Annotated in this window: 25 protein-coding genes; 17 read left to right on the top strand and 8 right to left on the bottom strand. The window is 72.2% G+C overall.

Features of this window, described 5'->3' with window-relative positions; all coding sequences use genetic code 11:
* Positions 1-16: 16 nt before the first annotated feature.
* Positions 17-496 carry a DnaJ family domain-containing protein gene (locus NYE39_RS07310; RefSeq protein WP_072625340.1) on the top strand — a complete coding sequence of 160 codons (480 nt, stop codon included), beginning with the start codon at positions 17-19 and terminating at the stop codon, positions 494-496.
* Between the two features lie 6 nt (positions 497-502).
* Here the strand turns inward: NYE39_RS07310 and msrA are convergent, their stop codons facing one another.
* Positions 503-1,204: a peptide-methionine (S)-S-oxide reductase MsrA gene (gene msrA, locus NYE39_RS07305; protein WP_072625339.1), complete on the bottom strand. Its 702-nt coding sequence runs from the start codon at positions 1,202-1,204 to the stop codon at positions 503-505.
* Positions 1,205-1,305: 101 nt separating this feature from the next.
* On the opposite strand from msrA, the gene NYE39_RS07300 reads away from it, so the two are divergent.
* Entirely contained in the window at positions 1,306-2,073 is a 768-nt protein-coding gene (locus NYE39_RS07300) for a WXG100 family type VII secretion target (protein WP_192910729.1), read from the top strand.
* Positions 2,074-2,328: 255 nt separating this feature from the next.
* On the opposite strand, the gene greA is transcribed toward NYE39_RS07300, so the two are convergent.
* Together greA and NYE39_RS07290 are read right to left on the bottom strand one after the other, a co-directional pair.
* Positions 2,329-2,823 (bottom strand): transcription elongation factor GreA, encoded by a 495-nt coding sequence (gene greA, locus NYE39_RS07295; RefSeq protein WP_192910728.1) that lies wholly within the window; start codon positions 2,821-2,823, stop codon positions 2,329-2,331.
* A 170-nt stretch (positions 2,824-2,993) separates the two neighbouring features.
* On the bottom strand, positions 2,994-3,419 hold the full coding sequence (locus NYE39_RS07290) for a DUF4307 domain-containing protein (RefSeq protein WP_072625336.1): 426 nt from the start codon (positions 3,417-3,419) through the stop codon (positions 2,994-2,996).
* 162 nt (positions 3,420-3,581) lie between these two features.
* Between NYE39_RS07290 and mca the strand changes: the two genes are divergently transcribed.
* Together mca and NYE39_RS07280 are read left to right on the top strand one after the other, a co-directional pair.
* A complete protein-coding gene (mca, locus tag NYE39_RS07285; RefSeq protein WP_192910727.1) occupies positions 3,582-4,514 on the top strand; it encodes a mycothiol conjugate amidase Mca in 933 nt (310 codons plus the stop codon).
* Positions 4,511-4,789 carry a hypothetical protein gene (locus tag NYE39_RS07280; RefSeq protein WP_072625334.1) on the top strand — a complete coding sequence of 93 codons (279 nt, stop codon included), beginning with the start codon at positions 4,511-4,513 and terminating at the stop codon, positions 4,787-4,789. The genes mca and NYE39_RS07280 overlap by 4 nt, the downstream gene beginning before the upstream one ends.
* On the opposite strand, the gene trhA is transcribed toward NYE39_RS07280, so the two are convergent.
* On the bottom strand, positions 4,736-5,449 hold the full coding sequence (gene trhA / locus NYE39_RS07275) for a PAQR family membrane homeostasis protein TrhA (RefSeq protein WP_072625333.1): 714 nt from the start codon (positions 5,447-5,449) through the stop codon (positions 4,736-4,738). The genes NYE39_RS07280 and trhA overlap by 54 nt on opposite strands.
* Positions 5,450-5,577: 128 nt before the next feature.
* Here trhA and NYE39_RS07270 point away from each other — a divergent pair, with 128 nt between their 5' ends.
* The 4 genes from NYE39_RS07270 to NYE39_RS07255 all read left to right on the top strand — a co-directional run bounded on the left by NYE39_RS07270 (position 5,578) and on the right by NYE39_RS07255 (position 10,393).
* Positions 5,578-6,333, top strand: a complete 756-nt coding sequence (locus NYE39_RS07270) for an isoprenyl transferase (protein WP_185220731.1) — start codon at positions 5,578-5,580, stop codon at positions 6,331-6,333.
* 231 nt (positions 6,334-6,564) lie between these two features.
* Positions 6,565-7,656: an IS110 family transposase gene (locus tag NYE39_RS07265; protein WP_072624885.1), complete on the top strand. Its 1,092-nt coding sequence runs from the start codon at positions 6,565-6,567 to the stop codon at positions 7,654-7,656.
* 496 nt (positions 7,657-8,152) lie between these two features.
* Entirely contained in the window at positions 8,153-9,391 is a 1,239-nt protein-coding gene (locus tag NYE39_RS07260) for a PhoH family protein (protein WP_264158456.1), read from the top strand.
* A 225-nt stretch (positions 9,392-9,616) separates the two neighbouring features.
* A complete protein-coding gene (locus NYE39_RS07255) occupies positions 9,617-10,393 on the top strand; it encodes a hypothetical protein (RefSeq protein WP_192910725.1) in 777 nt (258 codons plus the stop codon).
* Positions 10,394-10,592: 199 nt separating this feature from the next.
* Here NYE39_RS07255 and coaA read toward each other — a convergent pair whose 3' ends face one another.
* Positions 10,593-11,558, bottom strand: coding sequence for a type I pantothenate kinase (coaA, locus tag NYE39_RS07250; protein WP_341012274.1), 966 nt, complete (start codon positions 11,556-11,558; stop codon positions 10,593-10,595).
* Between the two features lie 50 nt (positions 11,559-11,608).
* On the opposite strand from coaA, the gene glmS reads away from it, so the two are divergent.
* From glmS to NYE39_RS07235, 3 genes are all read left to right on the top strand, one after another.
* Positions 11,609-13,468: a glutamine--fructose-6-phosphate transaminase (isomerizing) gene (glmS, locus tag NYE39_RS07245; RefSeq protein ID WP_341012273.1), complete on the top strand. Its 1,860-nt coding sequence runs from the start codon at positions 11,609-11,611 to the stop codon at positions 13,466-13,468.
* 4 nt (positions 13,469-13,472) lie between these two features.
* Positions 13,473-13,826, top strand: coding sequence for a holo-ACP synthase (locus tag NYE39_RS07240; RefSeq protein WP_072625328.1), 354 nt, complete (start codon positions 13,473-13,475; stop codon positions 13,824-13,826).
* Between the two features lie 67 nt (positions 13,827-13,893).
* A complete protein-coding gene (locus tag NYE39_RS07235) occupies positions 13,894-15,363 on the top strand; it encodes a bifunctional ADP-dependent NAD(P)H-hydrate dehydratase/NAD(P)H-hydrate epimerase (protein WP_341012272.1) in 1,470 nt (489 codons plus the stop codon).
* Here the strand turns inward: NYE39_RS07235 and mgrA are convergent.
* A complete protein-coding gene (gene mgrA / locus NYE39_RS07230; protein ID WP_341012271.1) occupies positions 15,360-16,403 on the bottom strand; it encodes an L-glyceraldehyde 3-phosphate reductase in 1,044 nt (347 codons plus the stop codon). The two genes, NYE39_RS07235 and mgrA, sit on opposite strands and share 4 nt — an antisense overlap.
* A 47-nt stretch (positions 16,404-16,450) precedes the next feature.
* On the opposite strand from mgrA, the gene alr reads away from it, so the two are divergent.
* From alr to tsaD, 6 genes are read left to right on the top strand one after another with little or no spacing between them, the layout of a single operon-like run.
* Positions 16,451-17,659 carry an alanine racemase gene (alr, locus tag NYE39_RS07225; protein WP_341012270.1) on the top strand — a complete coding sequence of 403 codons (1,209 nt, stop codon included), beginning with the start codon at positions 16,451-16,453 and terminating at the stop codon, positions 17,657-17,659.
* A complete protein-coding gene (locus NYE39_RS07220) occupies positions 17,659-18,825 on the top strand; it encodes an alpha/beta fold hydrolase (protein WP_341012269.1) in 1,167 nt (388 codons plus the stop codon). The genes alr and NYE39_RS07220 overlap by 1 nt, the downstream gene beginning before the upstream one ends.
* Positions 18,822-19,337 carry a tRNA (adenosine(37)-N6)-threonylcarbamoyltransferase complex ATPase subunit type 1 TsaE gene (gene tsaE / locus NYE39_RS07215; protein WP_341012268.1) on the top strand — a complete coding sequence of 172 codons (516 nt, stop codon included), beginning with the start codon at positions 18,822-18,824 and terminating at the stop codon, positions 19,335-19,337. The genes NYE39_RS07220 and tsaE overlap by 4 nt, the downstream gene beginning before the upstream one ends.
* Positions 19,334-20,104, top strand: coding sequence for a tRNA (adenosine(37)-N6)-threonylcarbamoyltransferase complex dimerization subunit type 1 TsaB (gene tsaB, locus NYE39_RS07210; RefSeq protein WP_341012267.1), 771 nt, complete (start codon positions 19,334-19,336; stop codon positions 20,102-20,104). The genes tsaE and tsaB overlap by 4 nt, the downstream gene beginning before the upstream one ends.
* 5 nt (positions 20,105-20,109) lie before the next feature.
* Positions 20,110-20,580: a ribosomal protein S18-alanine N-acetyltransferase gene (rimI, locus tag NYE39_RS07205; protein ID WP_341012266.1), complete on the top strand. Its 471-nt coding sequence runs from the start codon at positions 20,110-20,112 to the stop codon at positions 20,578-20,580.
* On the top strand, positions 20,577-21,656 hold the full coding sequence (gene tsaD, locus NYE39_RS07200) for a tRNA (adenosine(37)-N6)-threonylcarbamoyltransferase complex transferase subunit TsaD (RefSeq protein WP_341012265.1): 1,080 nt from the start codon (positions 20,577-20,579) through the stop codon (positions 21,654-21,656). Before rimI ends, tsaD begins: the two co-directional genes overlap by 4 nt.
* 203 nt (positions 21,657-21,859) lie before the next feature.
* On the opposite strand, the gene NYE39_RS07195 is transcribed toward tsaD, so the two are convergent.
* Positions 21,860-22,849 (bottom strand): CPBP family intramembrane glutamic endopeptidase, encoded by a 990-nt coding sequence (locus NYE39_RS07195; protein ID WP_341012264.1) that lies wholly within the window; start codon positions 22,847-22,849, stop codon positions 21,860-21,862.
* A gap of 126 nt (positions 22,850-22,975) precedes the next feature.
* The gene (locus tag NYE39_RS07190) at positions 22,976-24,250 is read right to left on the bottom strand and encodes a glycoside hydrolase family 3 N-terminal domain-containing protein (protein WP_341012263.1); all 1,275 of its coding nucleotides are present in this window, start codon (positions 24,248-24,250) and stop codon (positions 22,976-22,978) included.
* Positions 24,251-24,263: the final 13 nt, after the last annotated feature.

Genomic DNA, 24,263 nt, shown 5'->3' with positions numbered 1-24,263 from the left:
GGGTCACACTGGGGTCATGGGAGTACCGCCGTACGAGGGGTGGGTCGAGCGTCAGATCCGTGAGGCCACCGAGCGCGGGGAGTTCGACGACCTGCCCGGCGCCGGTCGGCCCCTGCGCGGGATCGACAGCAGTGATCCCGACTGGTGGGTCAAGGGGATGATGGCCCGCGAGGGGCTCGACAGCAGCGATGCGCTGCCACCCGTGCTGCAGCTGCGACGCGAGGCGGCTGGTTATCCGCAGTCCCTCGCGGAGGAGCGCCACGAGGCCGATGTGCGCGAGCTGCTGCGCGACTTCAACCGGCGCGTGCTCGACGAGCGCAGGCGCCCCACCTTCGGGCCGACGCCGCCGCCGCTGGCCCCGACGGTCGACGTCGAGCAGATGGTCGCGGCATGGCGTCGCCTGCGCGAGGCGCGGGCCGTCGTCCCGACGTCTGAAGAGGCCACGGGGGCGCCCCCTTCGCCTCGACGGTGGTGGCGCCGGCTCCTCGGCAGATGACCGGCGTCAGGCGTCGCGGCCCAGCACCGACTCCTGGCTCGGCACCTCGTCCTGACGCAGGATCCCGACCTGGCAGGTCAGGCCGTTGGGTCCGTGGTTGCAGTACCCGCCAGGGTTCTTGTGGAGGTACTGCTGGTGGTAGTCCTCGGCGTACCAGAAGGCGCCCGCCTCGCTGGCAGGGCGCATCTCGGTGACGACCGGCGGCAGGCCGTGCCGGGCCAGCTCCTCGCCGAAGGACGCGGCCGTCGCCTCGACGGCAGCGCGCTGCTCCTCGGTGGTCCAGTAGATCGCCGAGCGGTACTGCGTGCCGACGTCATTGCCCTGGCGGTCGGGGGTCGTCGGGTCGTGATTTTCCCAGAAGGCCTTGAGCAGCAGCTCCGGTCGCGTCTGCCGGGGGTCGTAGGCGACGAGGACGCTCTCGGTGTGCCCGGTCAGCCCGGTGCACGTCTCCTCGTAGGTCGGGTTGGGCGTGAAGCCTCCCATGTAGCCGGCGGCCGTGGTCACGACGCCGGGCAGCTGCCAGAAGATCCGCTCCGCGCCCCAGAAGCAGCCCATCGCGACGTGGAGCACCTCGGTGCCCTCGGGCCACGGGCCCTCGAGCGGCGTGCCGAGCACCTCGTGGGTCGTCGGCACCGTGAAGGGCCGCTCCGGACGGCCCGGGAGGGCGCTCTCGGCGGTGGGCATGGGCGGGATCGCGCGACGGAACATGCCTCCATCCTCGCAGGTCGGGCGAAGGGGAGTCCTCCCCATTGGGAGCATCAGCTCCGGCTGCCTAGGGTTGACCCGAGACCGGAGGAAGGCAGGCGCGGGTGCGGCACATCAGTCATGGGGCGGACGTCGAGAGACTCGACGACATCGCCGTGGCCCTGCGACGCCAGGGGGACAAGGTCACCGACGCCGGTGACCGTGGGGCCAACCTCGTCGAGCGTCTGCGGGCGCTGTGGGACGGGCCCGACTTCGAGCGCTTCGCCAAGGACTGGCGCGCGGCGCACCGCCAGCTCGACGACGCCGAGAGCGCGATGCGCACCTTCAGCCGCAAGCTCGTCGCCGAGGGCGAGGCACAGCGCAACACGTCCAGTATCGGCGGTAGTGCCCTGAGCGGTGGCTCCGGAGGCCCGGCCTTCCAGCGCTCCGACCGGGGCGGCGCGGCCTTCGAGCGGTCCGACGGGGGCGGCTCGAGCAGCGACGGCACGGCCTTCGAGCGGTCCGACGGCGGGGGGACCGGTCAGGCCTACCGGCTGGCGGACTCCCTGCGCGACCACCCCCTGGCGGTGTGCCCGGCGCTGCCCGACGACGCCGAGACCCTCGAGCTGGGAGCCTTCGAGCGGGTCGAGACCCAGCCCGCCTTCGAGCGGGTCGAGACGCAGCCCGCATGGGACCTGCCGGACATCGGCTCGCTCGAGCCGCTGCCTGCATGGGAGAGCCCGGACCTCGGCCCGGTCGAGACGCTGCCCGCACCCTGGGAGCGGCCGGAGATCGGCCCGATCGAGATCCTGCCGGCGCCCCTGCCCTTCGACCCGATCCGGATCGGCGAGGGCGAGCTGCACCAGGACGTCGACGGCGAGTGGCTGCGCTGACCCGACCACAGGCATGACGAAGGGGAGGTCCCGACCAGCTGGTCGGGACCTCCCCTTCGTGGCTCGGGCGCGAGACCCTCGCAGCTCAGGACGGCGCCCTTCGTGGCTCGGGCGCGAGACCCTCGCAGCTCAGGACGGCGCCCTTCGTGGCTCGGGCGCGAGACCCTCGCAGCTCAGGACGGCGCCCTTCGTGGCTCGGGCGCGAGACCCTCGCAGCTCAGGACGGCGCCCTTCGTGGCTCGGGCGTCGCGGCGATCAGGCCTGGTAGGGCTTGGCCGAGAGGATCTTGACCTCGATGGTCTTGCCGTTGGGGGCGACGTAGGTGGCGGTCTCGCCGACCTTCTTGCCGTTGATCGCGCCGCCGAGCGGGGACTGCTCGGAGTAGACGTCGATTGAGTCGCTGCCGTCGGCGATCTCGCGGGACCCGAGGAGGAAGGTCTCCTCGTCGCCGAAGAGCTCGACGGTGACGACCATGCCGGGCTCGACGACGCCGTCGTCCGGCGGGGCCTCGCCGACGATCGCGGTGTCGAGGATCTGCTTGAGCTGGCGGATGCGGGCCTCCATCTTGCCCTGCTCCTCCTTGGCGGCGTGGTAGCCACCGTTTTCCTTCAGGTCGCCCTCCTCGCGGGCGGCCTCGATGCGCTTGGCGATCTCGACCCGACCCGGGCCCGAGAGCTCACGCAGCTCGGCCTGGAGTCGCTCGAAGGCCTCCTCGGTCAGGTACGACGCGGTGGACGCGGTCTGGGTCACGGATCTCTCCTTGCTCTGTAGCCGTGCGGGATCGACGTCGACCCCCCACGGACGGTGAACCGTGGTGCCTCGATGGTGCCGGGTGATGCACAAAGGTCTGGACCCATCGGTCCAGACCCACGGTTGCGGTAAAGGTTCAGTGTACCGCCATCTGCCGGCAAATGCAGGTGTCAGTCCACCGCGGCGCAGTCCTTGACCGTCGCCGTCACCGCGGTCGTCGTCGTGCGCACCGCGGCCCGCACGCGCGTGGTGCGCTCCTCGCTCGCCGGCACCGCCTGCTCCTTGGTCCCGACGCGTCCGTACTGGTCGTCCATCGCGGTCACCGTGCACGACAGCGCGGTCCCCGGGGGGCGCGTGACGTCGAAGATCATGACGATCTCGCGCTCGCCGTTGCGCTCGAAGCCGATGTCGGTGCTCGTCACCGCGCCCTCGGTGCTCGAGAGGCCGAACCAGATGGTCAGCGCGGTCGCGACGACGACGAAGCCGCCCCCGAGGAGCCACCAGCGCCGTTGTCCCCGACCGGCCTTGGCCTCGTGCTCCGCCTCTTCGCGCTCCGGGTCCCAGGCCGGTTCGGTCTCGGGGGCGTCGGGGCTCATCACTGCTCCTGCAGGCGAAGGGGGTGGCACCGGTCGTCGTCGAGGGAATCGGCGCGCGGTGAGAGGATGGGTCCATTGTCCGTGACACCAGACCGCGTCGGCACACCGGCCCGCGCGGCGCACCTCCCCGGGAGGACCCCAGCAGTGGAAGCACTCAGGCTCATGGCCGTGCACGCACACCCCGACGACGAGTCGAGCAAGGGTGGGGCGACGACCGCCCGCTACGTCCACGACGGCGCCGAGGTGCTCGTCGTGACGTGCACGGGTGGTGAGCGCGGCGACGTGCTCAACCCCAGGCTCAAGGACGACCCGCACATCCGGCGCGACATCGTCGAGGTGCGGCGTCAGGAGATGGCGCGGGCGCAGGCCGCCCTCGGGGTCCAGCACACCTGGCTCGGCTTCGTCGACTCCGGCCTGCCCGAGGGCGACCCACTGCCCGCGCTGCCCGACGGCTGCTTCTACCGTGAGCCGCTCGAGGTGGCGACCGAGGCGCTCGTGCGCGAGATCCGCCGCTTCCGCCCGCACGTCATGACGACCTACGACGAAAACGGGGGCTACCCGCACCCCGACCACGTCATGACCAATCGCGTGAGCGTCGCGGCCTTCGAGGCGGCCGGCGACCCCGAGTCCTTCCCGCACGCCGGCGAGCCCTGGCAGCCGCTCAAGCTCTACTACATCGGCGGCTTCAGCCTCGACCGGATCCACACCTTCCACGAGGCGCTCGTCGCAGCGGGCAAGGAGTCCCCCTTCGTCGACTGGATCAAGCGCGCCGAGGGTCGACCGCAGCGCACGCTGACGACATGGGTCGAGTGCTCGGCCTTCTTCGACGCCCGTGACGAGGCCCTGCGCTCGCACGCGACGCAGATCGATCCCGATGGCTTCTTCTTCGCCGTGCCCAACGACGTGCAGGCCGACCTGTGGCCGACCGAGGAGTACGAGCTGGCGATCAGCCTCGTCGAGACCTCGCTGCCCGAGGACGACCTCTTCGCCGGGATCCCGGCGAGCCTGGCCGAGGCCGACGCCCTCGGTGCGCGCACCGACCTGACCGCGGTCCACGACACCCGGACCGCACCGACCGTGAGGGAGTGGCAGTGAAGACCCCCAGCACCGAGGTCGGCCCCGGGATGTGGGCCTTCGTCGCCTTCTTCGTCCTGGCCCTGGCCCTGTGGCTGCTCATGCGCAGCATGTTCGGGCGGCTGCGCCGGATCAACCTCGCCGAGCGTGACCGGGAGCAGGCCGAGCGCGAGCGGGCCGAGCGAGCCGGGCTGGCGCGCGATGCGTCGGGGGAGGGCGAGGAGCCCTCGTCGCAGGACGCGTCAGGAGTTGGCGATCGGCCCGAAGAGGGCGAGCGTCGCGGCGACGAAGTGTGAGATGAAGGCCAGCACCGTCAGCGCGTGGAAGATCTCGTGGAAGCCGAACCACCGCGGTGACGGGTTGGGCCGCTTGAGGCCGTAGACGACCGCGCCTGCGGTGTAGAGCGCGCCGCCCGCGACGACGAAGGCGAGGATCGTCCAGCCGCCGTGGGTCAGCAGCGGCTTGATGTAGAAGACGGCGACCCAGCCGAGGGCGACGTAGACCGGCACGTAGAGCCAGCGCGGCGCGCCGACCCACAGCACGCGGAAGAGCACCCCGATGATCGCGCCGCTCCAGACGATGGCGAGCAGCGTGATCGCCTGGGTGCGCGGCAGCATCAGCGCGAAGGGGGTGTAGCTCCCCGCGATGATGAGGAAGATGTTGGCGTGGTCCCAGCGGCGCAGCGCGCCGGCCAGGCGTCCGCCCCAGCGGCCCCGGTGGTAGACCGCCGAGGTGCCGAAGAGCAGACCGGCGGTGATGGTGAAGACCATCGCGGCGATGCGGCCGCCCTGGGTGGGGGCGGTCGAGGTGAGCACGAGGCCACCGACGAGGGCCAGGGGAGCGGTGACCAGGTGGAGCCATCCCCGCAGGTGCGGCTTGACCGCCTCGACGAAGGCGTCGACGTGCTCGCTGACGTCGTCGGCGAGCTCCTTGATCTCCGCGCGGGGGGAATCCATGCCGAAGACGGTAACCTACGGCGCCGTAGGTTGACCATGCCGGAGCGCCCTTCGGGCCGCCCGTGTGAGGGGTGACACGGCCCGGCGGTAGGTTGGGCGCACGATCCTCGCCAGGAAGGGACTCGCGCGTGCGCAACCCGCTCTACAGCGCCTACGAGCGCCGACTCGTCGGCCAGCTCGACGCCGACTCGGTGCCCCGTCACGTGGGCATGATCGTCGACGGCAACCGGCGCTTCGCCAAGGCGCGTGGGGGCAACGCCGACGACGGCCACCGCGCCGGCGCGGCCAACGTGGGCAGCTTCCTCGAGTGGTGCGAGGAGGCCGGCGTCGAGGTCGTCACGCTCTGGCTGCTCTCGACCGACAACCTCACCCGTCCGCCCCAGGAGCTCGACAAGCTGCTGCGGATCATCGAGGGTCTCGTCGCTGACCTCGCGGCCGCCGGCCGGTGGCAGCTGCACGCGGCGGGCGCTCTCGACATGCTTCCGGTGCAGACCGCGGCCGCCCTGCGCCGCGCCGAGGAGGAGACGAGTGAGGTCGAGGGCCTCATCGTCAACGTCGCCGTCGGCTACGGCGGGCGCCAGGAGATCGCCGACGCCGTGCGCTCGCTGCTGCGCGCCCGGGCGGCCGAGGGCGCCACCCTCGAGGAGGTCGCCGGCGAGCTGACCGTCGAGGACATCAGCGCGCACCTCTACACCAAGGGCCAGCCCGACCCCGACCTCGTCATCCGCACGTCGGGGGAGCAGCGCCTCTCCGGCTTCCTGCTGTGGCAGTCGGCGCACAGCGAGTACTACTTCTGCGAGGTCTACTGGCCCGAGTTCCGTCGGGTCGACTTCCTGCGGGCGCTGCGCGCCTACGCCGACCGGCACCGCCGCTTCGGCGCCTGACAGTGATGATGGTGTAGGCGAGTCCCGCAGCGGTCGTCCTGACTCGGCGCCTGACTGACTTCGGGTCTTCAACGGGATCTGTCGGTCGTTCCGCTGCGGGACTCGTGTGCACTCACCGGACGAGGGTGTGTGACCTCATAGGAGCCTGTGCCAGCAGGCACCCATCACTGTCTTGTCCGCTCGCTCGGCTGGTGCGTGCCGCCCCTGACCAGTCGAAGGAGAAGGACGACGATGACCACCATCGCATCAGACAGCTCGAGAGACCAGATCGAGATCGCCGCAGGTGTCGACACCCACCAAGACACCCACACTGTCGCCGCGGTCGATGCGGCCGGCCGGCTACTGGGCCACTCCACGTTCCCAGCCACTGGGGCGGGCTACCACGCCCTGCTGGCCTGGCTACACGACCTCGGGGTGGTTCTGGTCGTCGGGATCGAGGGCACCGGCGCCTATGGCGCCGGCCTGGCCCGCTACCTGAGCAGTCAGGGCATCGAGATGGTCGAGGTGGACCGGCCCGACCGCAGGACCCGACGCAGCGCTGGCAAGTCAGACCCCATCGATGCCGAGGCCGCAGCCCGCGCCGCCCTGGCCCAGGTACGCACTGGCACGCCCAAGGCCCGCGAAGGGAAGGTCGAGGCCTTGCGCAACCTACGCGTGGCACGCCGCAGCGCAGTCGACCAGCGCGCGGACTGCCAACGACGAATCAAGACCCTGATCGTGACCGCACCAGAAGAGCTACGCGCCCGGCTGCGTGTCCTGAGCGACCGAGAGCTGCTGACCACCTGCGCCGCTCTGCGGCCCGACACCGAGCGCGTCAGCGACCCCGAACAGGCAACCAAGGTGGCCCTGCGCAACCTGGCCCGCCGACACGCTGCCCTCGTAGCGGACATCGCCGAGCTCGACGCGCTCATCGAGCCACTGGTCGCCGCGATCAACCCGGATCTGCTCCAGCTGAACGGAGTCGGCGCCGACACCGCCGGACAGTTGCTGGTCACTGCCGGCGAGAACGCTGACCGGCTCCGCTCCGAGGGCGCGTTCGCGATGCTGTGCGGCGTCGCACCGATCCCCGCCTCGTCCGGCAAGATCCACCGCCACCGCCTCAACCGCGGCGGCGACCGGCAAGCAAACGCTGCGCTGTACCGGATCGTTCTCTGCCGCCTGCGCTGGGACCCGCGCACCCAGGCCTACATGCGCCGACGCACTGCCGAAGGACTGTCCAAGAAGGACGTCATCCGCTGCCTCAAACGCCTCATCGCCCGCGAAATGTTCTACGTCATCACCAAGACAGCAACCGACAACCAGACGCTCACCATGGCCGCTTGACATCCATAGGAGCATCCCTCCCTTCGCACGTCCTTGAGGTCGTGCCTCCCCGCGAAGGGAGAGGAGTGGCCGGTGGGGCAGGTGTGACGGACGAGGGTTTCGGGGATGTGAACTTCTCGTTCGGCGGCTCCGACACGCCCGGTACGTGCACGGCCGCGGTGGTGCGCGGTCGTACGTTGACGGGGACGGACTGCACACCGCAGGCCGTCCGGGAGGCCTCAGGTATGGAGCTGCTGCTCAGCAGGAGGGGCCGGACCCGGCCCCGGCTCTCGCCGTCGGCCCGGTCCCGGCACCAGCACCGAGAGTAGGCGCGTGCGCGCCTGCCGGCGCGGCGCCCGTGGAGGAGACCGACGTGGACGACCTGATGACCCAGACCGTCACCCCCTCGCTCGCGCAGCCCGAGGGCGCGCCCGACCCGGTGGACCTCCCGCCCCAGGACGAGGGCCGCCGCACCTACGTGCTCGACACCTCCGTCCTGCTGTCCGACCCGCGGGCGATGCTGCGTTTCAAGGAGCACGAGGTCGTCCTGCCCGTCGTCGTCGTCACCGAGCTCGAGGGCAAACGGCACCACCCCGAGCTGGGCTACTTCGCCCGCACCGCGCTACGGCACCTCGACGACCTGCGGATCAGAGCCGGCCGCCTCGACGCGCCGGTCCCGGTCGGTGATGACGGCGGCACGCTGCGGGTCGAGCTCAACCACACCGACCCGATGTCGCTGCCCTCCGGGTTTCGCCTCGGGGACAACGACACCCGCATCCTCGCCGTGGCCAAGAACCTCTCGCTCGAGGGCTGCGACGTCACCGTCGTGTCCAAGGACCTGCCGATGCGGGTCAAGGCCTCGGCGGTCGGCATCGACGCCCAGGAGTACCGCCACGAGCAGAGCCGCTCCGACTCCGGCTGGACCGGCATGGCCGAGCTCGAGATGGCGGCCGAGGAGGTCGACCACCTCTACGAGACCGGCCGCGTCGAGCACCTGGCAGCCGCCGAGCTGCCGTGCCACACGGGGCTGAAGATCATCTCGCCGCGGGGGAGTGCCCTCGGCCGGGTCGGGGCTGACAAGCAGGTGCGCCTCGTGCGCGGCGACCGCGACGCCTTCGGCCTGCACGGCCGCTCGGCGGAGCAGCGCATCGCCCTCGACCTGCTCCTCGACCCCGACGTGGGCATCGTCAGCCTCGGCGGTCGGGCCGGCACCGGCAAGAGCGCCCTGGCGATGTGCGCCGGGCTCGAGGCGGTCATGGAGCGTCGCCAGCACCGCAAGGTCGTCGTCTTCCGGCCGCTCTACGCGGTCGGCGGCCAGGAGCTGGGCTACCTGCCCGGCAGCGAGCAGGAAAAGATGGGTCCGTGGGCGCAGGCGGTCCACGACACCCTCGGCGCGCTGGTGTCGAAGGAGGTGGTCGACGAGATCATCGACCGCGAGATGCTCGAGGTGCTGCCGCTCACCCACATCCGCGGCCGCAGCCTCCACGACGCCTTCGTCATCGTCGACGAGGCCCAGAGCCTCGAGCGCAACGTCCTGCTCACCGTGATGTCGCGCATCGGCCAGAACTCCAAGATCGTCCTGACCCACGACGTCGCCCAGCGCGACAACCTGCGCGTCGGCCGCCACGACGGCGTCGCCGCGGTCATCGAGACGCTCAAGGGGCACCCGCTCTTCGCCCACGTCACCCTGACGCGCAGCGAGCGCAGCCCGATCGCCGCCCTGGTCACGGACCTGCTGGAGGGACTCGACGTCTGACCCGCGACGAAGGGGAGGTCCGCCGACTCGTGCAGCCGGCGGACCTCCCCTTCGCGGCTCGGCCAGGCCCAGCGCCACCGCCTTCGTCCACACCCCACTTTTGCGCCGGCGGCCGGACGTCCGCTAAGGTCTCAAAAAGGTAACGGCCGGGTCGATCCCCTGACGACATCGGCACACACAGCCACTCACCCGTTGAGTGGCTGTTGCATGGAAGGAGCTGGTGTCGTGAAGTCGAGCGACTACACGCCCAGGCACGGCGCCGCACGCGCCCGCAGCGACAAGGGCGCCTCGCTGCGCGCCGCGATCCGGCGTCCCGTCGTGGGCGGAGCCATCGCCGTGGCGATGCTCGGCTCGGTGGGCGCCACCGTCGCCCTCGGCGACCCCTCGCACGACGCGACGGCCGCTGCCCCGGCCGCCGAGAGCTCGAAGACCATCGCCGTGTCCGACGCCATGGCCGCCGACACCACCCGCCTGGCCGAGGACCGCCGCGCGACCAACGTCTCCCGCAGCGCCTCCCGTGAGCAGGACCGTCTGGCCACCGCCGCCGCGAAGAAGAAGGCCGAGGCCAAGAAGGCCGCCGAGGCCAAGCGCAAGGCCGCCGCCAAGAAGGAGGCGGCCGAGCGCAAGCGCAAGCAGGAGAAGGCGAAGCCGGTCAGCGAGCGCGAGTTCACCGACGCGGAGATCAAGCAGATCCAGGCCGACCCCGCGCCCTACGGCAAGGAGCTCGCCGCCGAGTACGGCTGGGGCGACGACCAGTGGTCCTGCCTCGTCAGCCTGTGGATCGGCGAGAGCAACTGGGACTACAGCGCGACCAACTCCTCGTCCGGTGCCTACGGCATCCCGCAGTCGCTCCCGGCCAGCAAGATGGCCACCGCCGGCGACGACTGGAAGACCAACCCCATCACCCAGATGGAGTGGGGCATGGACTACATCAAGACCTCCTACGGCGACCCCTGCGGCGCCAAGGCCTTCTGGGACAGCAACGACCCACACTGGTACTGAGCCGCCCAGCACGAAGCCCCCGCGACCACCAGGTCGCGGGGGCTTCGTCGTTGGCTGGAGGGCGCCGGACGAAAGAAGATGTCGGCGCCCGCCGAAGTCCTTCGTCTCCCTGATGCCGGCGGTTGTCGTTCCTGACTTCGGCTTGATGTGCGCCGACACCATCTTTCGGCCGTCGCCGTCGCCGTCGCCGTCGCCGTCGCTACAGCTTGCGCAGCCGGATGCGGCGGACCTGGTGGTCCGACCCCTTCGTCAGGACGAGGGTGGCCCGGCCACGGGTCGGCAGGACGTTGTCGAGCAGGTTGGGCTCGTTGATCGTCTCGAAGATGTGCAGGGCGCGGGCGCGGGCCTGCTCGTCGGTGAGCTCGGCGTAGCGGTGGAAGTAGGAGGCCGGATCGGCGAAGGCGGTCTTGCGCAGGCGCAGGAAGCGCTCGACGTACCAGCGGCGGATGTCGGCGATGTTGGCGTCGACGTAGACCGAGAAGTCGAAGAAGTCGCTGACGGCCAGGCCGGTGCGCCCGTCGCTGCGGGTGCCCGGCGGCTGCAGGACGTTGAGGCCCTCGATGATGAGCACGTCGGGCTGGCGGACCACGATGTGCTCGTCGGGGACGATGTCGTAGGTCAGGTGCGAGTAGACGGGCGCCGTCACCTCGGGCTGGCCCGCCTTGATCGCCGAGATGAAGCGCAGCAGCGCCCGACGGTCGTAGGCCTCGGGGAAGCCCTTGCGCTGCAGCAGGCCACGACGCTCGAGCTCGGCATTGGGGAAGAGGAAGCCGTCGGTGGTGACCAGGTCGACCTTGGGGGTGTCGGGCCAGCGCTGCATCAGCTCGCGCAGGATGCGCGCGGTCGTCGACTTGCCGACGGCGACCGACCCGGCGACGCCGATGACGAAGGGGGCCTTGGGCGGGCGCTCGCCGAGGAAGGTCGAGGTGATCCGGTGCAGCCGGGTCGTCGCCGAGACGTAGAAGGTCAGCAGGCGCGAGAGCGGGAGGTAGACCTCCTGGACCTCCTCGAGGTCGATCGGGTCGCTCAGGCCGCGCAGCCGGGCGAGGTCGCCCTCGTCGAGGTTGAGCGGGTGATTTTCGCGCAGGGTCGCCCATGCCTGGCGGTCGAGCTCGACGAAGGGGGAGGGCAAGCTCGTCGTGGCGGCGGTGGACACGCACCCCATTGTGTCCCACCTTTTCAGCAGATGGTCACCGGGCGGTTAGCCTGTCCGCCATGTGCGGAATCGTTGGATACGTCGGCCCCGACACGGGCGCCCGCCCCCTGGACGTCGTCATGGAGGGCCTGGCGCGGTTGGAGTACCGCGGCTACGACTCCGCCGGCGTCGCGCTCGTCGCCGGCGACGAGGTCTTCACGCAGAAGCGTGCGGGCAAGCTCGAGAACCTGCGCTCGGCCCTGGAGGGCGAGAGCGTCCCCGCGGCGGCCACGGCCATCGGGCACACCCGCTGGGCCACCCACGGTGGCCCGACGGACGAAAATGCGCACCCGCACCGCGGTGGCCGCGACGGCAAGCTCGCGGTCGTCCACAACGGCATCGTCGAGAACTTCCACGCCCTCAAGCAGGAGCTGCTCGCGCAGGGTGTGGAGTTCACCTCCGAGACCGACACCGAGGTCGCCGCGCAGCTGCTCGCCGCGGCCTTCGACGAGTCGGGTGACCTCACCGAGGCGATGCGCTCGGTGGTCAACCGACTCGAGGGCGCCTTCACACTCCTCGCCGTCCACGCCGACGCCCCCGACACCGTCGTCGCCGCCCGCCGCAACAGCCCGCTCGTCGTGGGGCTCGGCGAAGGGGAGAACTTCCTCGGCTCCGACGTCGCCGCCTTCATCGGCTACACCAAGCAGGCCGTCGAGCTCGACCAGGACCAGATCGTCACGATCACCCCGTCCTCGCACGCGGTGATGAACTTCGACGGCACCCCCGCCGAGGGCAAGCCCTACGAGGTGACCTGGGACGCGGCCGCCGCGGAGAAGGGCGGCTACGACACCTTCATGGAGAAGGAGATCAACGACCAGCCGCACGCGGTCGGCGACACCCTCCTCGGGCGCACCGACGCCGAGGGCCGTCTCGTCCTCGACGAGCTGCGCATCGACGAGGACAAGCTCAAGCAGGTCGACCGGATCACCATCGTCGCGTGCGGCACCGCCGCCTACGCCGGCATGGTCGCCAAGTACGCCATCGAGCACTGGACCCGCATCCCCGTCGAGGTCTCCCTGGCGCACGAGTTCCGCTACTGCGACCCGATCGTCTCCGAGCGCACCCTCGTCGTCTCGATCAGCCAGTCCGGCGAGACCGCCGACACGGCGATGGCCGTGCGGCACGCCCGTTCGCTCGGCGCCCTCACCGTCTCGGTGTGCAACACGCACGGCGCGACGATCCCGCGCGAGTCCGACGCCGTGCTCTACACGCACGCCGGCCCGGAGATCGCGGTCGCCTCGACCAAGGCCTTCCTCGCGCAGATCACCGCCTGCTACGTCCTGGGCCTCTACCTCGCGCAACTGCGCGGCCAGACCTACGCCGACGACGCCAAGGCCGTCATGGCCGAGCTGCACGAGGTCCCGGCCAAGATCGAGGCGCTGCTCGGCACCATGGGCCGGGTCGAGGAGATCGCCCGCTTCATGGCCGACACCCGTTCGGTGCTCTTCCTCGGCCGCAACGTCGGCTACCCGATCGCCATGGAGGGCGCGCTCAAGCTCAAGGAGCTCGCCTACATCCACGCCGAGGGCTTCGCCGCCGGTGAGCTCAAGCACGGCCCGATCGCGCTCATCGAGCCCGGCCAGCCGGTCTTCATCGTCGTCCCCGGTCCGGACACCCCCAATGACCTGCACAAGAAGGTCGTCTCCAACATCCAGGAGATCCGTGCCCGGGGTGCTCGCACGCTCGTCATCGCCCAGGAGGGTGACGACGAGGTGCTGCCCTTCGCCGACGAGGTCATCCGGGTGCCGCACACCTCGCCGCTGCTCCAGCCGCTGCTCACCGTCGTGCCCCTCCAGGTCTTCGCGCTGCACCTGTCGACCGCCAAGGGGCTCGACGTCGACCAGCCGCGCAACCTCGCCAAGTCCGTCACGGTCGAGTGACCCCGTGATCGTCGGGGTCGGCATCGACGTCGTCGACATCGCCCGCCTCGGCGAGCGGCTCGAGCGCACGCCCGCGCTGCTCGACCGCGTCTTCACCGCGGCCGAGCGTGACCTGCCGCTGCGGTCGCTCGCCGCGCGCTTCGCCGCCAAGGAAGCCGTCGGCAAGGCCCTGATGACCCCCGGCGACCTGCCCTGGCAGGGCGTCGAGGTGACCTCCGGTGTCCACGGGGAGCCGGTCCTGGCGATCAGCGGCAAGGTCGCCGAGCGCGCCGAGGCCCTGGGCGCCGACCGGCTGCACATCTCGCTCAGCCACGACGGCGGCATCGCGACGGCGATCGTCGTCGCCGAGACCGCCTGACCCCCCTTCGTCCACCACGGGCGAAGGGGGCGGACCGTCACCTCCCGCAGCCGGTAGCGTCGACGGCGTGATCACCGGCTACTCCGCCCCGACCATCCGTGCGGCCGAGGCCGCCCTGCCCGAGCTCCTCGAGAGCGGTGAGCTCATGCAGCGGGCCGCCCGCGGCATCGCGCGCGTGACGGCCGGGCGGATGCGCGAGCGCGGCGCGCGGACCGTCACGGCACTCGTCGGCCCGGGCAACAACGGCGCCGACGCGCTCTACGCCATCGCCCGCCTGGCCAAGCGCGGCTTCGAGACCTCGGCCGTGTGCATCGACACCACGGCCTCGCAGGTGCAGACCGAGGCCGCCGAGCTCGCCCGTCATCGAGGAGCCACGGTCCTCGCCGCCGACAGCCCAGAGGCCCTCACCGCGATCTCCCGGGCCGAGGTGGTCCTCGACGGCATCACCGGCATCGGGGGCAGGCCGGGGCTGCCTCCCTTCGCCCGGCCGTGGGTCGACGCGATCCGTGACCGGGCCTGGGTCATCTCCGTCGACACCCCGAGCGGGCAGCCGGTCGAGGGTGGCGACGCGCTCGCCGACGCGGTCTTCGCCGACGAGACCGTGACCTTTGGTGCGCCCAAACCGGTGCACCTGCTGCCTCCGACCGAGGCCGCCTGCGGTGTGCTCACCGTCATCGACATCGGGCTCGACCTCACCGAGGCGACGCCCGCCGTCGTGCGGATCACCCCTGACGACGTGCCGCTCCTGTGGCCGGTGCCGGGGCCCGACGACGACAAGTACTCGCGCGGGGTCCTCGGGGTCGTCGCCGGCGGTGAGCAGTACACGGGAGCAGCGGTGCTCACGACGACGGCGGCCGTCACCGCCGGGGTGGGCATGGTCCGCTACGTCGGCACCGAGACACCGACCGCGCTCGTTAGGGCGGCAGTCCCCGAGGCCGTCCACGGCGAAGGGAGGGTCCAGGCCTGGGTCGTCGGGCCCGGTCTCGACACGACCTCGACCGCGCCGGGCGCGGACGCCCAACTCGCCGCCGCCCGGGCTGCCCTCGACTCCGACCTGCCCGTGCTCGTCGACGCCGGCGGTCTCGACCTCGTCACCGGCCGACGCGATGCGCCGACCCTGCTCACCCCGCACGCGGGGGAGTGCGCGCGGATGATCACCCGGCTGCGGGAGCGCTCGACCGAGCTGACCCGCGAGGAGGTCGAGGGCTCACCGCTCGAGCACGCTCGGATGCTCGCCGGGCTCACCGGCGCGACCGTGCTGCTCAAGGGGGGCACGACACTCGTCGTCGACGCCGACGGGCCGGTGCACGTGCAGGACGACGCGCCGGCGTGGTTGGCGACCGCGGGGTCGGGCGATGTCCTCGCCGGCATCGCTGGTGCGCTGCTCGCGGGCGGGCTGGAGCCGGCCGAGGCGGGCTCGCTCGCCGCGCTCGTGCACGGACGCGCCGCCCACGACGCCAACCCCGGAGGGCCGGTGCGGGCACTCGCCGTGGCGCACGCCGTCGGCCCGACCGTCGCCGCGCTGCTGCGCTCCTAACCCCGGGCCGACTCCGCCCACCAGTTGACCCCGCCGTCGACGGCGTGCTCGTCGATGCGGGCGAGCTCCTCGTCGCTGAAGTCGGTGTTGCCCAGCGCGTCGAGGCTGTTGTCGAGCTGCTCGACGGTGCGTGCGCCGACGAGCAGCGAGGTGACCCGCTCGTCGCGCAGCGCCCAGGCCAGGGCCATCTGCGCGAGGGTCTGACCGCGCTCCTGGGCGAGGGCGTCGAGCGCGCGGATGCGAGCGATGTTGTCGTCGGTCAGCTGCTCGGCGATGCCGGTGCCCTCGCGCGCGGCGCGCGAGTCCTCGGGGATGCCGCCGAGGTACTTGCTGGTGAGCAGCCCCTGGGCCAGCGGGGTGAAGGCGATCGTGCCGACCCCGAGCTCGTCGACGGTGTCGAGCAGCTCGTCCTCGATCCAGCGGTTGATCATCGAGTAGGAGGGCTGGTGGATGAGCAGGGGAGTGCCCATCTCGCGCAGGATCGCGTGCGCCTCGCGGGTGCGCTCGGGGCCGTAGGAGGAGATGCCGACGTAGAGCGCCTTGCCTGCGCGGACCGCGGCGTCGAGCGCGCCCATCGTCTCCTCGAGCGGCGTGTCGGGATCGAAGCGGTGGCTGTAGAAGATGTCGACGTAGTCCAGACCCATCCGCTCGAGCGACTGGTCGAGCGAGGCGAGCAGGTACTTGCGCGAGCCGCCGCCCTGCCCGTAGGGGCCGGGCCACATGTCCCAGCCGGCCTTGGTCGAGATGATCAGCTCGTCGCGGTAGGGGCGGAAGTCGGCGGCGAAGATCGTCCCGAAGTTGCGCTCTGCGGCGCCGTAGGGCGGGCCGTAGTTGTTGGCGAGGTCCATGTGCGTCACGCCCCGGTCGAAGGCGCGGCGCAGCACCGCTCGCTGCGTCTCGAGGGGCTCCGCGTCGCCGAAGTTGTGCCACAGGCCGAGCGAGATCGGGGGCAGGAGCAGGCCCGAACGGCCGCACCGGCGGTAGTCCGTGGCGTCGTAGCGGGTGCGGTCGGCCTGGTAGTCGTCGGCGCGGTAGGTCATGCCTGCCAGTCTGCCTCCCTTCGCCGATCTAGACTCGGTCGGTATCCATGGACATCTCGACCCCGCACCCCGCCCTGCCGTCCGTCGCGACCCCCTCGGTCCTGCCGAGCGATGCGCCGACCGACGGTCTGTCCGCATGGGCGGACATCGACCTCGACGCGATCCGCGACAACGTCGCCCGCCTCGGCGAGCTCGCCGGTGACGCCGACGTCATGGCGGTCATCAAGGGTGATGCCTACGGCCACGGCCTCGTCCCAGTCGCCGGCGCCGCCCTGGCCGGCGGCGCCACCTACCTGGGCATCGCCCAGCTCGGCGAGGCGATGGCGGCCCGCGTCGCGGGCGTCACCGCGCCGATCCTCACCTGGCTCTTCCCGCCCGGGGCCGACCTCGTCTCTGCGGTGCGCGCCGACCTCACCCTCTCGGCCGGTGCCCCGTGGGCGCTCGCCGAGATCGCCGCGGCGGCCCGGGCCACCGGGCAGACCGCCCGCGTCCACCTCAAGGTCGACACCGGCCTGGGGCGCGGGGGTGCGTGGCGCGACGACCTCGCCGGCATGCTCGTGGACGCCGCCCGGCTCGAGGCCGAGGGCGTGCTGGACGTCGAGGGCATCTTCAGCCACTTCGTCTATGCCGACGCTCCCGACCACCCGACGGTGCGGGCCCAGCAGGAGACCTTCGGCGCGATCCACGAGGACGCCGAGCGTGCCGGTCTGCGCCCGCGCATCCGCCACCTCGCCAACTCCGCCGCGACCCTGACCAACCCGTCGGCGCGCTTCGACATGGTCCGCCCCGGGGTCTCGATCTACGGTTTGTCGCCGGTGCCCGACATCGGTGGACCCACCCACTTCGGTCTGCGCGAGGCCATGCGCGTCGTCGCCCGCCTCATCAACGTCAAGGACTGCCCGCCCGGCCAGGGCATCTCCTACGGCCACCAGTACACGACGAAGGGGGACACCCGCCTCGGTCTCGTGCCGCTCGGCTATGCCGACGGCATCCCCCGCCACGCCTCGGGAGTGGGCCCGATGCAGGTCCACGGCCGCCGCTACACCGTCGCGGGACGCGTGTGCATGGACCAGATGGTGCTCGACCTGGGCGCCGACAGCCCCGCCCGGTCGGGCGACGAGGTCGTCCTCATCGGCCGCGAGGCCGACGGCGAGCCGACCGCTCAGGACTGGGCGGCCGCGATCGACACGATCAACTACGAGATCGTCACCCGGCTCGGGCCCCGCGTCCCGCGCCGCTACCTCGGAGGCCAGTGATGGACGAGCACGAGCACGGCGGCATCGGCAAGGCTGCGGCGACGGGCATCGGCCTGGCGGCCGCAGCCGTCGGCGGTGTGGCGATCGCCGGTGCGGGCTACGTGGGCCGGTCCGCGGTCAAGCGCTCCCGCGCCTATGCGGTGACCCACCACGACGAGGTGCACGTCTTCCCCTTCGTCACGGACAAGGTGCAGGCCGTCCCGGCCAACGACGGGGTCGTGCTGCACGTCGAGGTCGACGAGCCGGAGGGCTGGACCCCGCAGACCGGGCCGACCGTCGTGCTCGTCCACGGCTTCGTGCTCAACCTCAGCTCCTGGGTCTTCCAGCGGCGCGCGCTCGTCGACGCCGGCTACCGCGTCGTCAGCTACGACCAGCGCAACCACGGCGCCTCCCAGGCCGGCGACCTCGAGCGCTGCACCATCGACCAGCTCGGCCAGGACCTGCGGGCCGTCGTCGACGCGACGACCCCCGACGGCGAGATCGTCCTCGTCGGCCACTCGATGGGCGGCATGACGATCATGAGCTTCGCCGGTCGCTATCCCGAGCTCACCCGCGACCGGGTCCGCGGAGTCGCCCTCATCGCGACGAGCGCCGGCGGCGACAGCCTCGTGCACGTCGGTCTGGGCAAGATGCTCGACGGCGTGATCACCCGCTTCGGTCCGGGGTTCCTCGGTGGGCTCGGCCGTCGCGACGGCGTGTGGGGCGGCATGCGCGCCGCCGGTCGCGCCGTCGAGAACCGGGCGATCCAGCGCTACTCCTTCGGCACCCCGATGCCCAAGGAGATGCTGCGCAAGCTCGCGACGATGATCTTCGGCACCCGGCTCGACGCGATCGGCGCCTTCCTGCCCGAGCTCGACGAGCTCGACGTGCGCGACAGCCTGCCCGGTCTCGTCGACACCCCCGTGCTCATCGTCGCGGGGTCCAAGGACGTGCTCACGCCGCCGGCGCACAGCCAGGCGCTCGCCGACGCCCTGCCGGCGGCCGAGCACGTCGTCGTACCCGGCGTGGGCCACCTGCTCCAGCTCGAGCGGCCGGGGCCGGTCACCGACGGCATCCTCGGTCTGCTCGAGCGCAGCCGCGGCGAGGACGCCGAGCGCGACGCCGAGCGGGCCAAGGCGGCCGTCAGCGAAGGGACCGCGGAACCCGCGACGGAGCGCACCGCATGAGTCTGCTGCTGCCCGACGCGGACACGACCGTCGCCGCCGGTCGCCGACTGGCCGACCTGCTGGGGGCCGGCGACCTCGTCGTGCTCACCGGAGGCCTGGGCGCCGGCAAGACGACCCTGACCCGTGGCCTCGGCGAGGGGCTCGGGGTGCGGGGCGCGGTGACCTCCCCGACCTTCGTCATCGCGCGCGTCCACCCCTCGCTCGTGGGGGGCCCTGAGCTCGTCCACGTCGACGCCTACCGCCTCGGTGGCTCCGCCGAGCTCGACGACCTGGACCTCGACTCCGAGCTCGACGAGGCCGTGACCGTCGTCGAGTGGGGTGCCGGCCTCGCCGAGGGACTGGCCGACGAGCGGCTCGAGATCACCCTCGTCGCCGACCCGGCGACCGAGGCACGGACGCTCACCGCCACCGGTGTCGGCGCACGCTGGGCAGGCGTCGACGTCGAGTCCTACCTGCAGGAGGCCGTGGGCGCGACGACCTGCACGTCCGCCGACGAAGGGGGAGTGCCGTGAGGCTGCTCGCGCTGGACACGGCCACCTCGGCGATCTCGGTCGCCGTCCACGACGGCGAGCGGGTGCTCGCCAGCCGCTCCGTCGTCGACGCGCGCCGGCACACCGAGCTGCTCGCGCCGCTGGTCGTCGAGACGCTCGCGAGGGCAGCGACCGCCGTCGACGAGCTGACCCACGTCGCCGTCGGGACAGGCCCCGGGCCCTTCACCGGGCTGCGGGTCGGTCTCGTCACCGCGCAGACCCTCGCCCACGCGCGGGGCATCACCGTGCACGGGGTGTGCTCGCTCGACGCGCTCGCCGCCGCGGCTGCCGCCGGCGGGCACGAGGGCGAGCTGCTCGTGGCGAGCGACGCCCGGCGCAAGGAGGTCTACTGGGCCCGCTACCGCTGCGCTGCGGGTGGGATCACGCCGCTCGACGAGCCTGCCGTGACCCGGCCCACCGACCTGCCGGACGACGTGCGCGCGCTGCCCACGGTCGGCCGGGGTTCGCTGCTCTACCCCGACCTGCTGGCGCACCCGCTCGACCTGGCGGGTGACGGGGCCGACGCCGCCCTGCTCGACGTCGACGCCGGGGTGCTCGCCGCCCTCGCCGCCCGGCGCATCGCCGCGGGCGAGGAGATGCCCGTCGAGCCGCTCTACCTGCGCCGCCCCGACGCCGTCGCGCCCGCGTCCACGGCGCCGAAGTCCGCACTGAAGCCCTCACCCCGTCAGCAGCAGCGCGACCTGCGGCAGGGCGAGCGGGCCGGCCGCGGTGCCGAGGCGAGCCAGTGACCGCGGTGACGGCTCCCCCCTTCGTCATGAGGGAGGTGCGCTGGCAGGACCTGGAGCGACTGGCGGACCTGGAGCAGGAGCTCTTCGGCACCGAGGCGTGGAGCCTCGCGTCGTGGTGGGGCGAGCTCGCCGGTCGGCCGCGGCGCGAGTACCTCGTCGCGGAGGACGGCGACGGGATCGCCGGCTACGCCGGGCTGGACCACGCGGGCGACACGAGCGACGTCATGACCATCGCGACCCTGCCGCGGGTCCGCGGGCGCGGGCTCGGGCGCCGTCTGCTCGAGGAGCTCGTGGCGCGCTCGCGGGCCGCGGGCGCCGAGCGACTGCTGCTCGAGGTGCGAGCGGACAACACCGCGGCGCGCGGGCTCTACGACTCGGCCGGCTTCCGGCTGCTGCAGACCCGGCGCGGCTACTACCCGGGTGGGGGCGACGCGCTCGTCCTCGCCCTCGACCTGTCGCAGGAGGCGCAGGCATGACGGATGTACCCCTGGTCCTCGGCATCGAGACCTCGTGCGACGAGACCGGTGTCGGCATCGTCCACGGCACCGAGCTGCTCTTCGACGCCATCGCGTCGAGCGTCGACGAGCACGCCCGCTTCGGCGGCGTCGTGCCCGAGGTGGCCTCCCGAGCTCACCTCGAGGCGATGGTCCCGACGATCGAGCGGGCCTGCCGCGAGGCCGGGGTCGCCCTGACCGACCTCGACGGCATCGCCGTGACCTCCGGTCCGGGGCTCGCCGGGCCGCTCATGGTCGGCGTCGCCTCGGCCAAGGCGCTGGCCGTGGCGCTGGGCCTGCCGATCTACGGGGTCAACCACCTGGCGAGCCACGTGGCCGTCGACATCGTCGAGCACGGTCCGCTGCCCGAGCCGACGATGGCGATGCTCGTGAGTGGCGGGCACTCCTCGCTGCTGCTCGTCCCCGACGTCACGCACGACATCCGCAGTCTCGGCTCGACGATCGACGACGCTGCGGGGGAGGCCTTCGACAAGGTGGCCCGCGTGCTCGGCCTGCCCTTCCCCGGGGGGCCGCACATCGACCGGGCGGCGAGCGACGGGCAGATCACCATCGACTTCCCGCGGGGGCTGTCCACCCGCAAGGACATGGAGCGTCACCGCTTCGACTTCTCCTTCTCCGGCCTCAAGACGGCGGTGACTCGCTGGGTCCAGGCCGAGCAGGCCGCCGGGCGCGACGTGCCGGTGGCCGACGTCGCTGCGTCCTTCCAGGAAGCCGTCGTCGACGTCCTCACCCGCAAGGCGGTCCTCGCCTGCACCGAGCACGACGTCGCTGCGCTCCAGGTCGGTGGCGGGGTGGCCGCCAACTCGCGCCTGCGGGCGATGGCCCAGCAGCGGTGCGACGACGCGGGCATCCAGCTGCGCGTCCCGCGGCCGGGGCTGTGCACCGACAACGGCGCGATGGTCGCCAGCCTCGGCGCCCAGATGATGCTCAAGGGCCGGCCGGCCAGCGACCTGTCGCTGCCGGCCGACAGCTCGCTGCCGGTGACCGACGTGCGCACCGGCCTGCCCGTGCACGTCGACCATGACCACGCGCACTGAGGCTGCAGCCGGCTCGGCCGAGCCGGCCGAGGTCGTCGCTGCTTCGTGCTGTGGGCCGGGGCTGGGCGGGGCAGTGGGGGTGGCGTAGTCCTAGGCCGGGGTGTGCTGGATCGGGAGCCGTGACCCGTCGTACGGAGCAGTGGCGTAGGCACCGCCCGGACCGCCGGACCCTCGGCCGCCGGGCCCACGGGCCGGGCGTGAGCTCAGCGGAGCGCCGGCTCGCGCCAGCCCTGCGGGGCGATGCCGTGCCGCCGAGCGAGATGCAGCAGGACCGCGGCGACGAGCGTCGTGGCGGCCACGCTTGCCCCGGCGGCGAGCGGGGTGCTCGTCACGCCGGTGTCGACATAGCTCTGCTCGAGGCCGCCGGCCAGCAGGCCCAGGGTGACGACGAGCAGGTTGTTGACCACGTGGAGCGCGATGATCGCCTCGAGCCCGCCGGTGCGCCAGGTGAGCCAGCACCCGACCGCGGCCATCCACCCGAGGTCGATGAGGATCCAGATGTCCATCGACCCGTGCGCCAGGGCGAAGAGCGCCGCCGACAGCAGGGTCGTCACGCCGAGCGCGACGACGGGGGAGCACACCCAGGCACCCAGGCCCTGAACGAGCCCACCGCGCATGAAGATCTCTTCGGCGGCGGCCTGCAGCGGCGTCGTCAGCAGCGACACGACGAGCAGTCCGACCCAGTGCTCCGGACGCCCGAGCACCTCTGCACCGTCGGCGAGCCAGGCGATGGCGAGGTAGGCCGCCCAGATCGGCGCCAGCACGGCACCGCAGCGGGCCAGCCAGGCCCAGCGCATGCGTCCGGCCACGGACAGCACCCGCCCCGCGCCCGGACCGAAGCCGACCCGCAGGCCCAGCAGGGTGGCGGGGATGAGCACGGCGATGAGGAGGTTGCCCAGCAGCGACGCCGTGGGGTCGAGCACGTCGAACATCTGCTCCTCGCTCGTGACCAGACCCGTGGCGATGAAGACGCCGGTGATCACGCCCATCCCGACGAGGGCCGTGGTCGAGGCGACGAGGAGCGCGAGGAGGGGCCGCCACCAACGGTGGCTGGGCCCGCGCATCTGGTGGACGTAGCTGCGCGCCTGGGTGGGTTGCGGGGCCGCCGGCTCGATGCTCGGGGCCGGCAGCAGGGTCGTCGGAGGGGCGGAGGGGGTCTCGGGCGTCCGCGGGCCCGTCGTCGAGGTGCTCATGCGGCAAGACTCGCGCCGGCACCGCGTCGCGGGCATCGACCCGTGGTCTCGGCTGCCGTCAGCCTTTGGTCGCGGCGGGGTGGGCCTCACCCGAGCCAGAGGTCTACGCGCCGGTCGCCGGTTGGCTCAGCCGCAGCGCAGCAGACCCATGTCCTCCTTGAGGGTGAGTACGCGGGTGACCGAGGCCGTCACCTGCTTGCCGAAGGCGGCATCCCCCTTCGCCTTGGCCTCGATGGCGGACACCATCGTGGGGACCTGGGCCGGCTCTGCGGTCAGGACGATGTCGCCGCCGGCGGAGATGAAGCGCGTCGCGCGCTCGCCGACCGGCGTGGCCGCGACCGCCTTGGCCGCGCCGACGTCGTCCGTGATGACGACCCCGTCGAAGCCGAGGTCGTCCCGGAGCATGTCGTCGACGATCGTGCGAGAGAAGAGGGCCGGGGTCTCGCCGTCGATCTTGGAGTAGTGCGCGGAGCCGACCATGACGATCTTGGTCCCGGCCTCGATGCTGTCGGCGAAGGGGGTCAGGTGCGCGTCGTCGCGGGTCATCGTCGAGTCGGTGATGCCGGTGTCACGCAGGTCGGTGTTGCCGGTGATCCGCCCCAGCCCGGGGAAGTGCTTGACCGTCGGCTCGACGCCCGCGTCCTGCATGCCCTGACCGAAGGCGACCGCGCCCTTGCTCGCGGCCTGCGGGGTCGAGCCGTACTGGCGGCCCCATTTGCCGATGGGTTCGTTGGCCGTGCCGATCTCGCTGGGGACGGTGTCGGCCGTCGGGGCGAGGTTGACGTTGACCCCCGCCTGCTTGAGCTCGGTGCCCCAGCCCTTGGCCGAGGCCCGCAGGTCGGGGTCCTGCGCCTGCTCGAGGCCGGAGGGCATCGAGGTGAAGCCGGACCCGGTGAGCTGCTGGACCTCGCCGCCCTCCTGGTCGGCGGCGACGAGCATGCCCACCTTGGTCCCGTCGACGGTGGGGGAGACGTCCTGCAGGTGCTTGCTGGCGGCCGCGACGGTCGCGCTCTCCTGCCAGCCGCCGAGGTAGAGCATCGAGCCCAGGCCCTGCGCCCCGATCGGCCCGTCGAGGGAGCTGGCCGGCCCCGGCTGCATGGCCGCCATGAGCAGCTGACCGGCCTGCTGGGTCGGCGTCATCGCGTCACGCACCTGCTCGACGCAGGCGCTGGCCTCGGGGCCGTCGGCGGTCACCGTGGTCGATCGCGACGACGAGGACGAAGGGGAGGACGTCGCCGACGAGGACGACGTCGCGGAGGTCGTGTCCTCGGCGGAGGTCGGGGACGACGTCGAGGAGGAGCTCGTGCTGCCCGCTCCCGGGTCGTCGGAGGCGCACCCGACGAGGGCGAGGACGGCGAGGCCTGCAGCGGCGCGGGTCAGGTGACTGGCTCGGGTCGGCATGGGGGGCAGGCTA

The sequence above is a fragment of the Janibacter sp. FSL W8-0316 genome (genome assembly GCF_038004165.1).
GTDB lineage: Bacteria > Actinomycetota > Actinomycetes > Actinomycetales > Dermatophilaceae > Janibacter > Janibacter indicus.
Note: the sequence above shows the minus strand (reverse complement) of the source record. Positions and strands in the feature narration are given on the sequence as shown.

Excerpts from the sequence above, each read along its gene's own strand:
- NYE39_RS07310 (WP_072625340.1), top strand. The coding sequence starts at position 17 with ATGGGAGTACCGCCGTACGAGGGGTGGGTCGAGCGTCAGATCCGTGAG.
- msrA (WP_072625339.1), bottom strand. The coding sequence starts at position 1,204 with ATGTTCCGTCGCGCGATCCCGCCCATGCCCACCGCCGAGAGCGCCCTC.
- NYE39_RS07290 (WP_072625336.1), bottom strand. The coding sequence starts at position 3,419 with ATGAGCCCCGACGCCCCCGAGACCGAACCGGCCTGGGACCCGGAGCGC.
- mca (WP_192910727.1), top strand. The coding sequence starts at position 3,582 with ATGGCCGTGCACGCACACCCCGACGACGAGTCGAGCAAGGGTGGGGCG.
- trhA (WP_072625333.1), bottom strand. The coding sequence starts at position 5,449 with ATGGATTCCCCCCGCGCGGAGATCAAGGAGCTCGCCGACGACGTCAGC.
- NYE39_RS07265 (WP_072624885.1), top strand. The coding sequence starts at position 6,565 with ATGACCACCATCGCATCAGACAGCTCGAGAGACCAGATCGAGATCGCC.
- NYE39_RS07260 (WP_264158456.1), top strand. The coding sequence starts at position 8,153 with ATGCTGCGTTTCAAGGAGCACGAGGTCGTCCTGCCCGTCGTCGTCGTC.
- coaA (WP_341012274.1), bottom strand. The coding sequence starts at position 11,558 with ATGGGGTGCGTGTCCACCGCCGCCACGACGAGCTTGCCCTCCCCCTTC.
- glmS (WP_341012273.1), top strand. The coding sequence starts at position 11,609 with ATGTGCGGAATCGTTGGATACGTCGGCCCCGACACGGGCGCCCGCCCC.
- mgrA (WP_341012271.1), bottom strand. The coding sequence starts at position 16,403 with ATGACCTACCGCGCCGACGACTACCAGGCCGACCGCACCCGCTACGAC.
- alr (WP_341012270.1), top strand. The coding sequence starts at position 16,451 with ATGGACATCTCGACCCCGCACCCCGCCCTGCCGTCCGTCGCGACCCCC.
- NYE39_RS07220 (WP_341012269.1), top strand. The coding sequence starts at position 17,659 with ATGGACGAGCACGAGCACGGCGGCATCGGCAAGGCTGCGGCGACGGGC.
- tsaE (WP_341012268.1), top strand. The coding sequence starts at position 18,822 with ATGAGTCTGCTGCTGCCCGACGCGGACACGACCGTCGCCGCCGGTCGC.
- tsaD (WP_341012265.1), top strand. The coding sequence starts at position 20,577 with ATGACGGATGTACCCCTGGTCCTCGGCATCGAGACCTCGTGCGACGAG.
- NYE39_RS07195 (WP_341012264.1), bottom strand. The coding sequence starts at position 22,849 with ATGAGCACCTCGACGACGGGCCCGCGGACGCCCGAGACCCCCTCCGCC.
- NYE39_RS07190 (WP_341012263.1), bottom strand. The coding sequence starts at position 24,250 with ATGCCGACCCGAGCCAGTCACCTGACCCGCGCCGCTGCAGGCCTCGCC.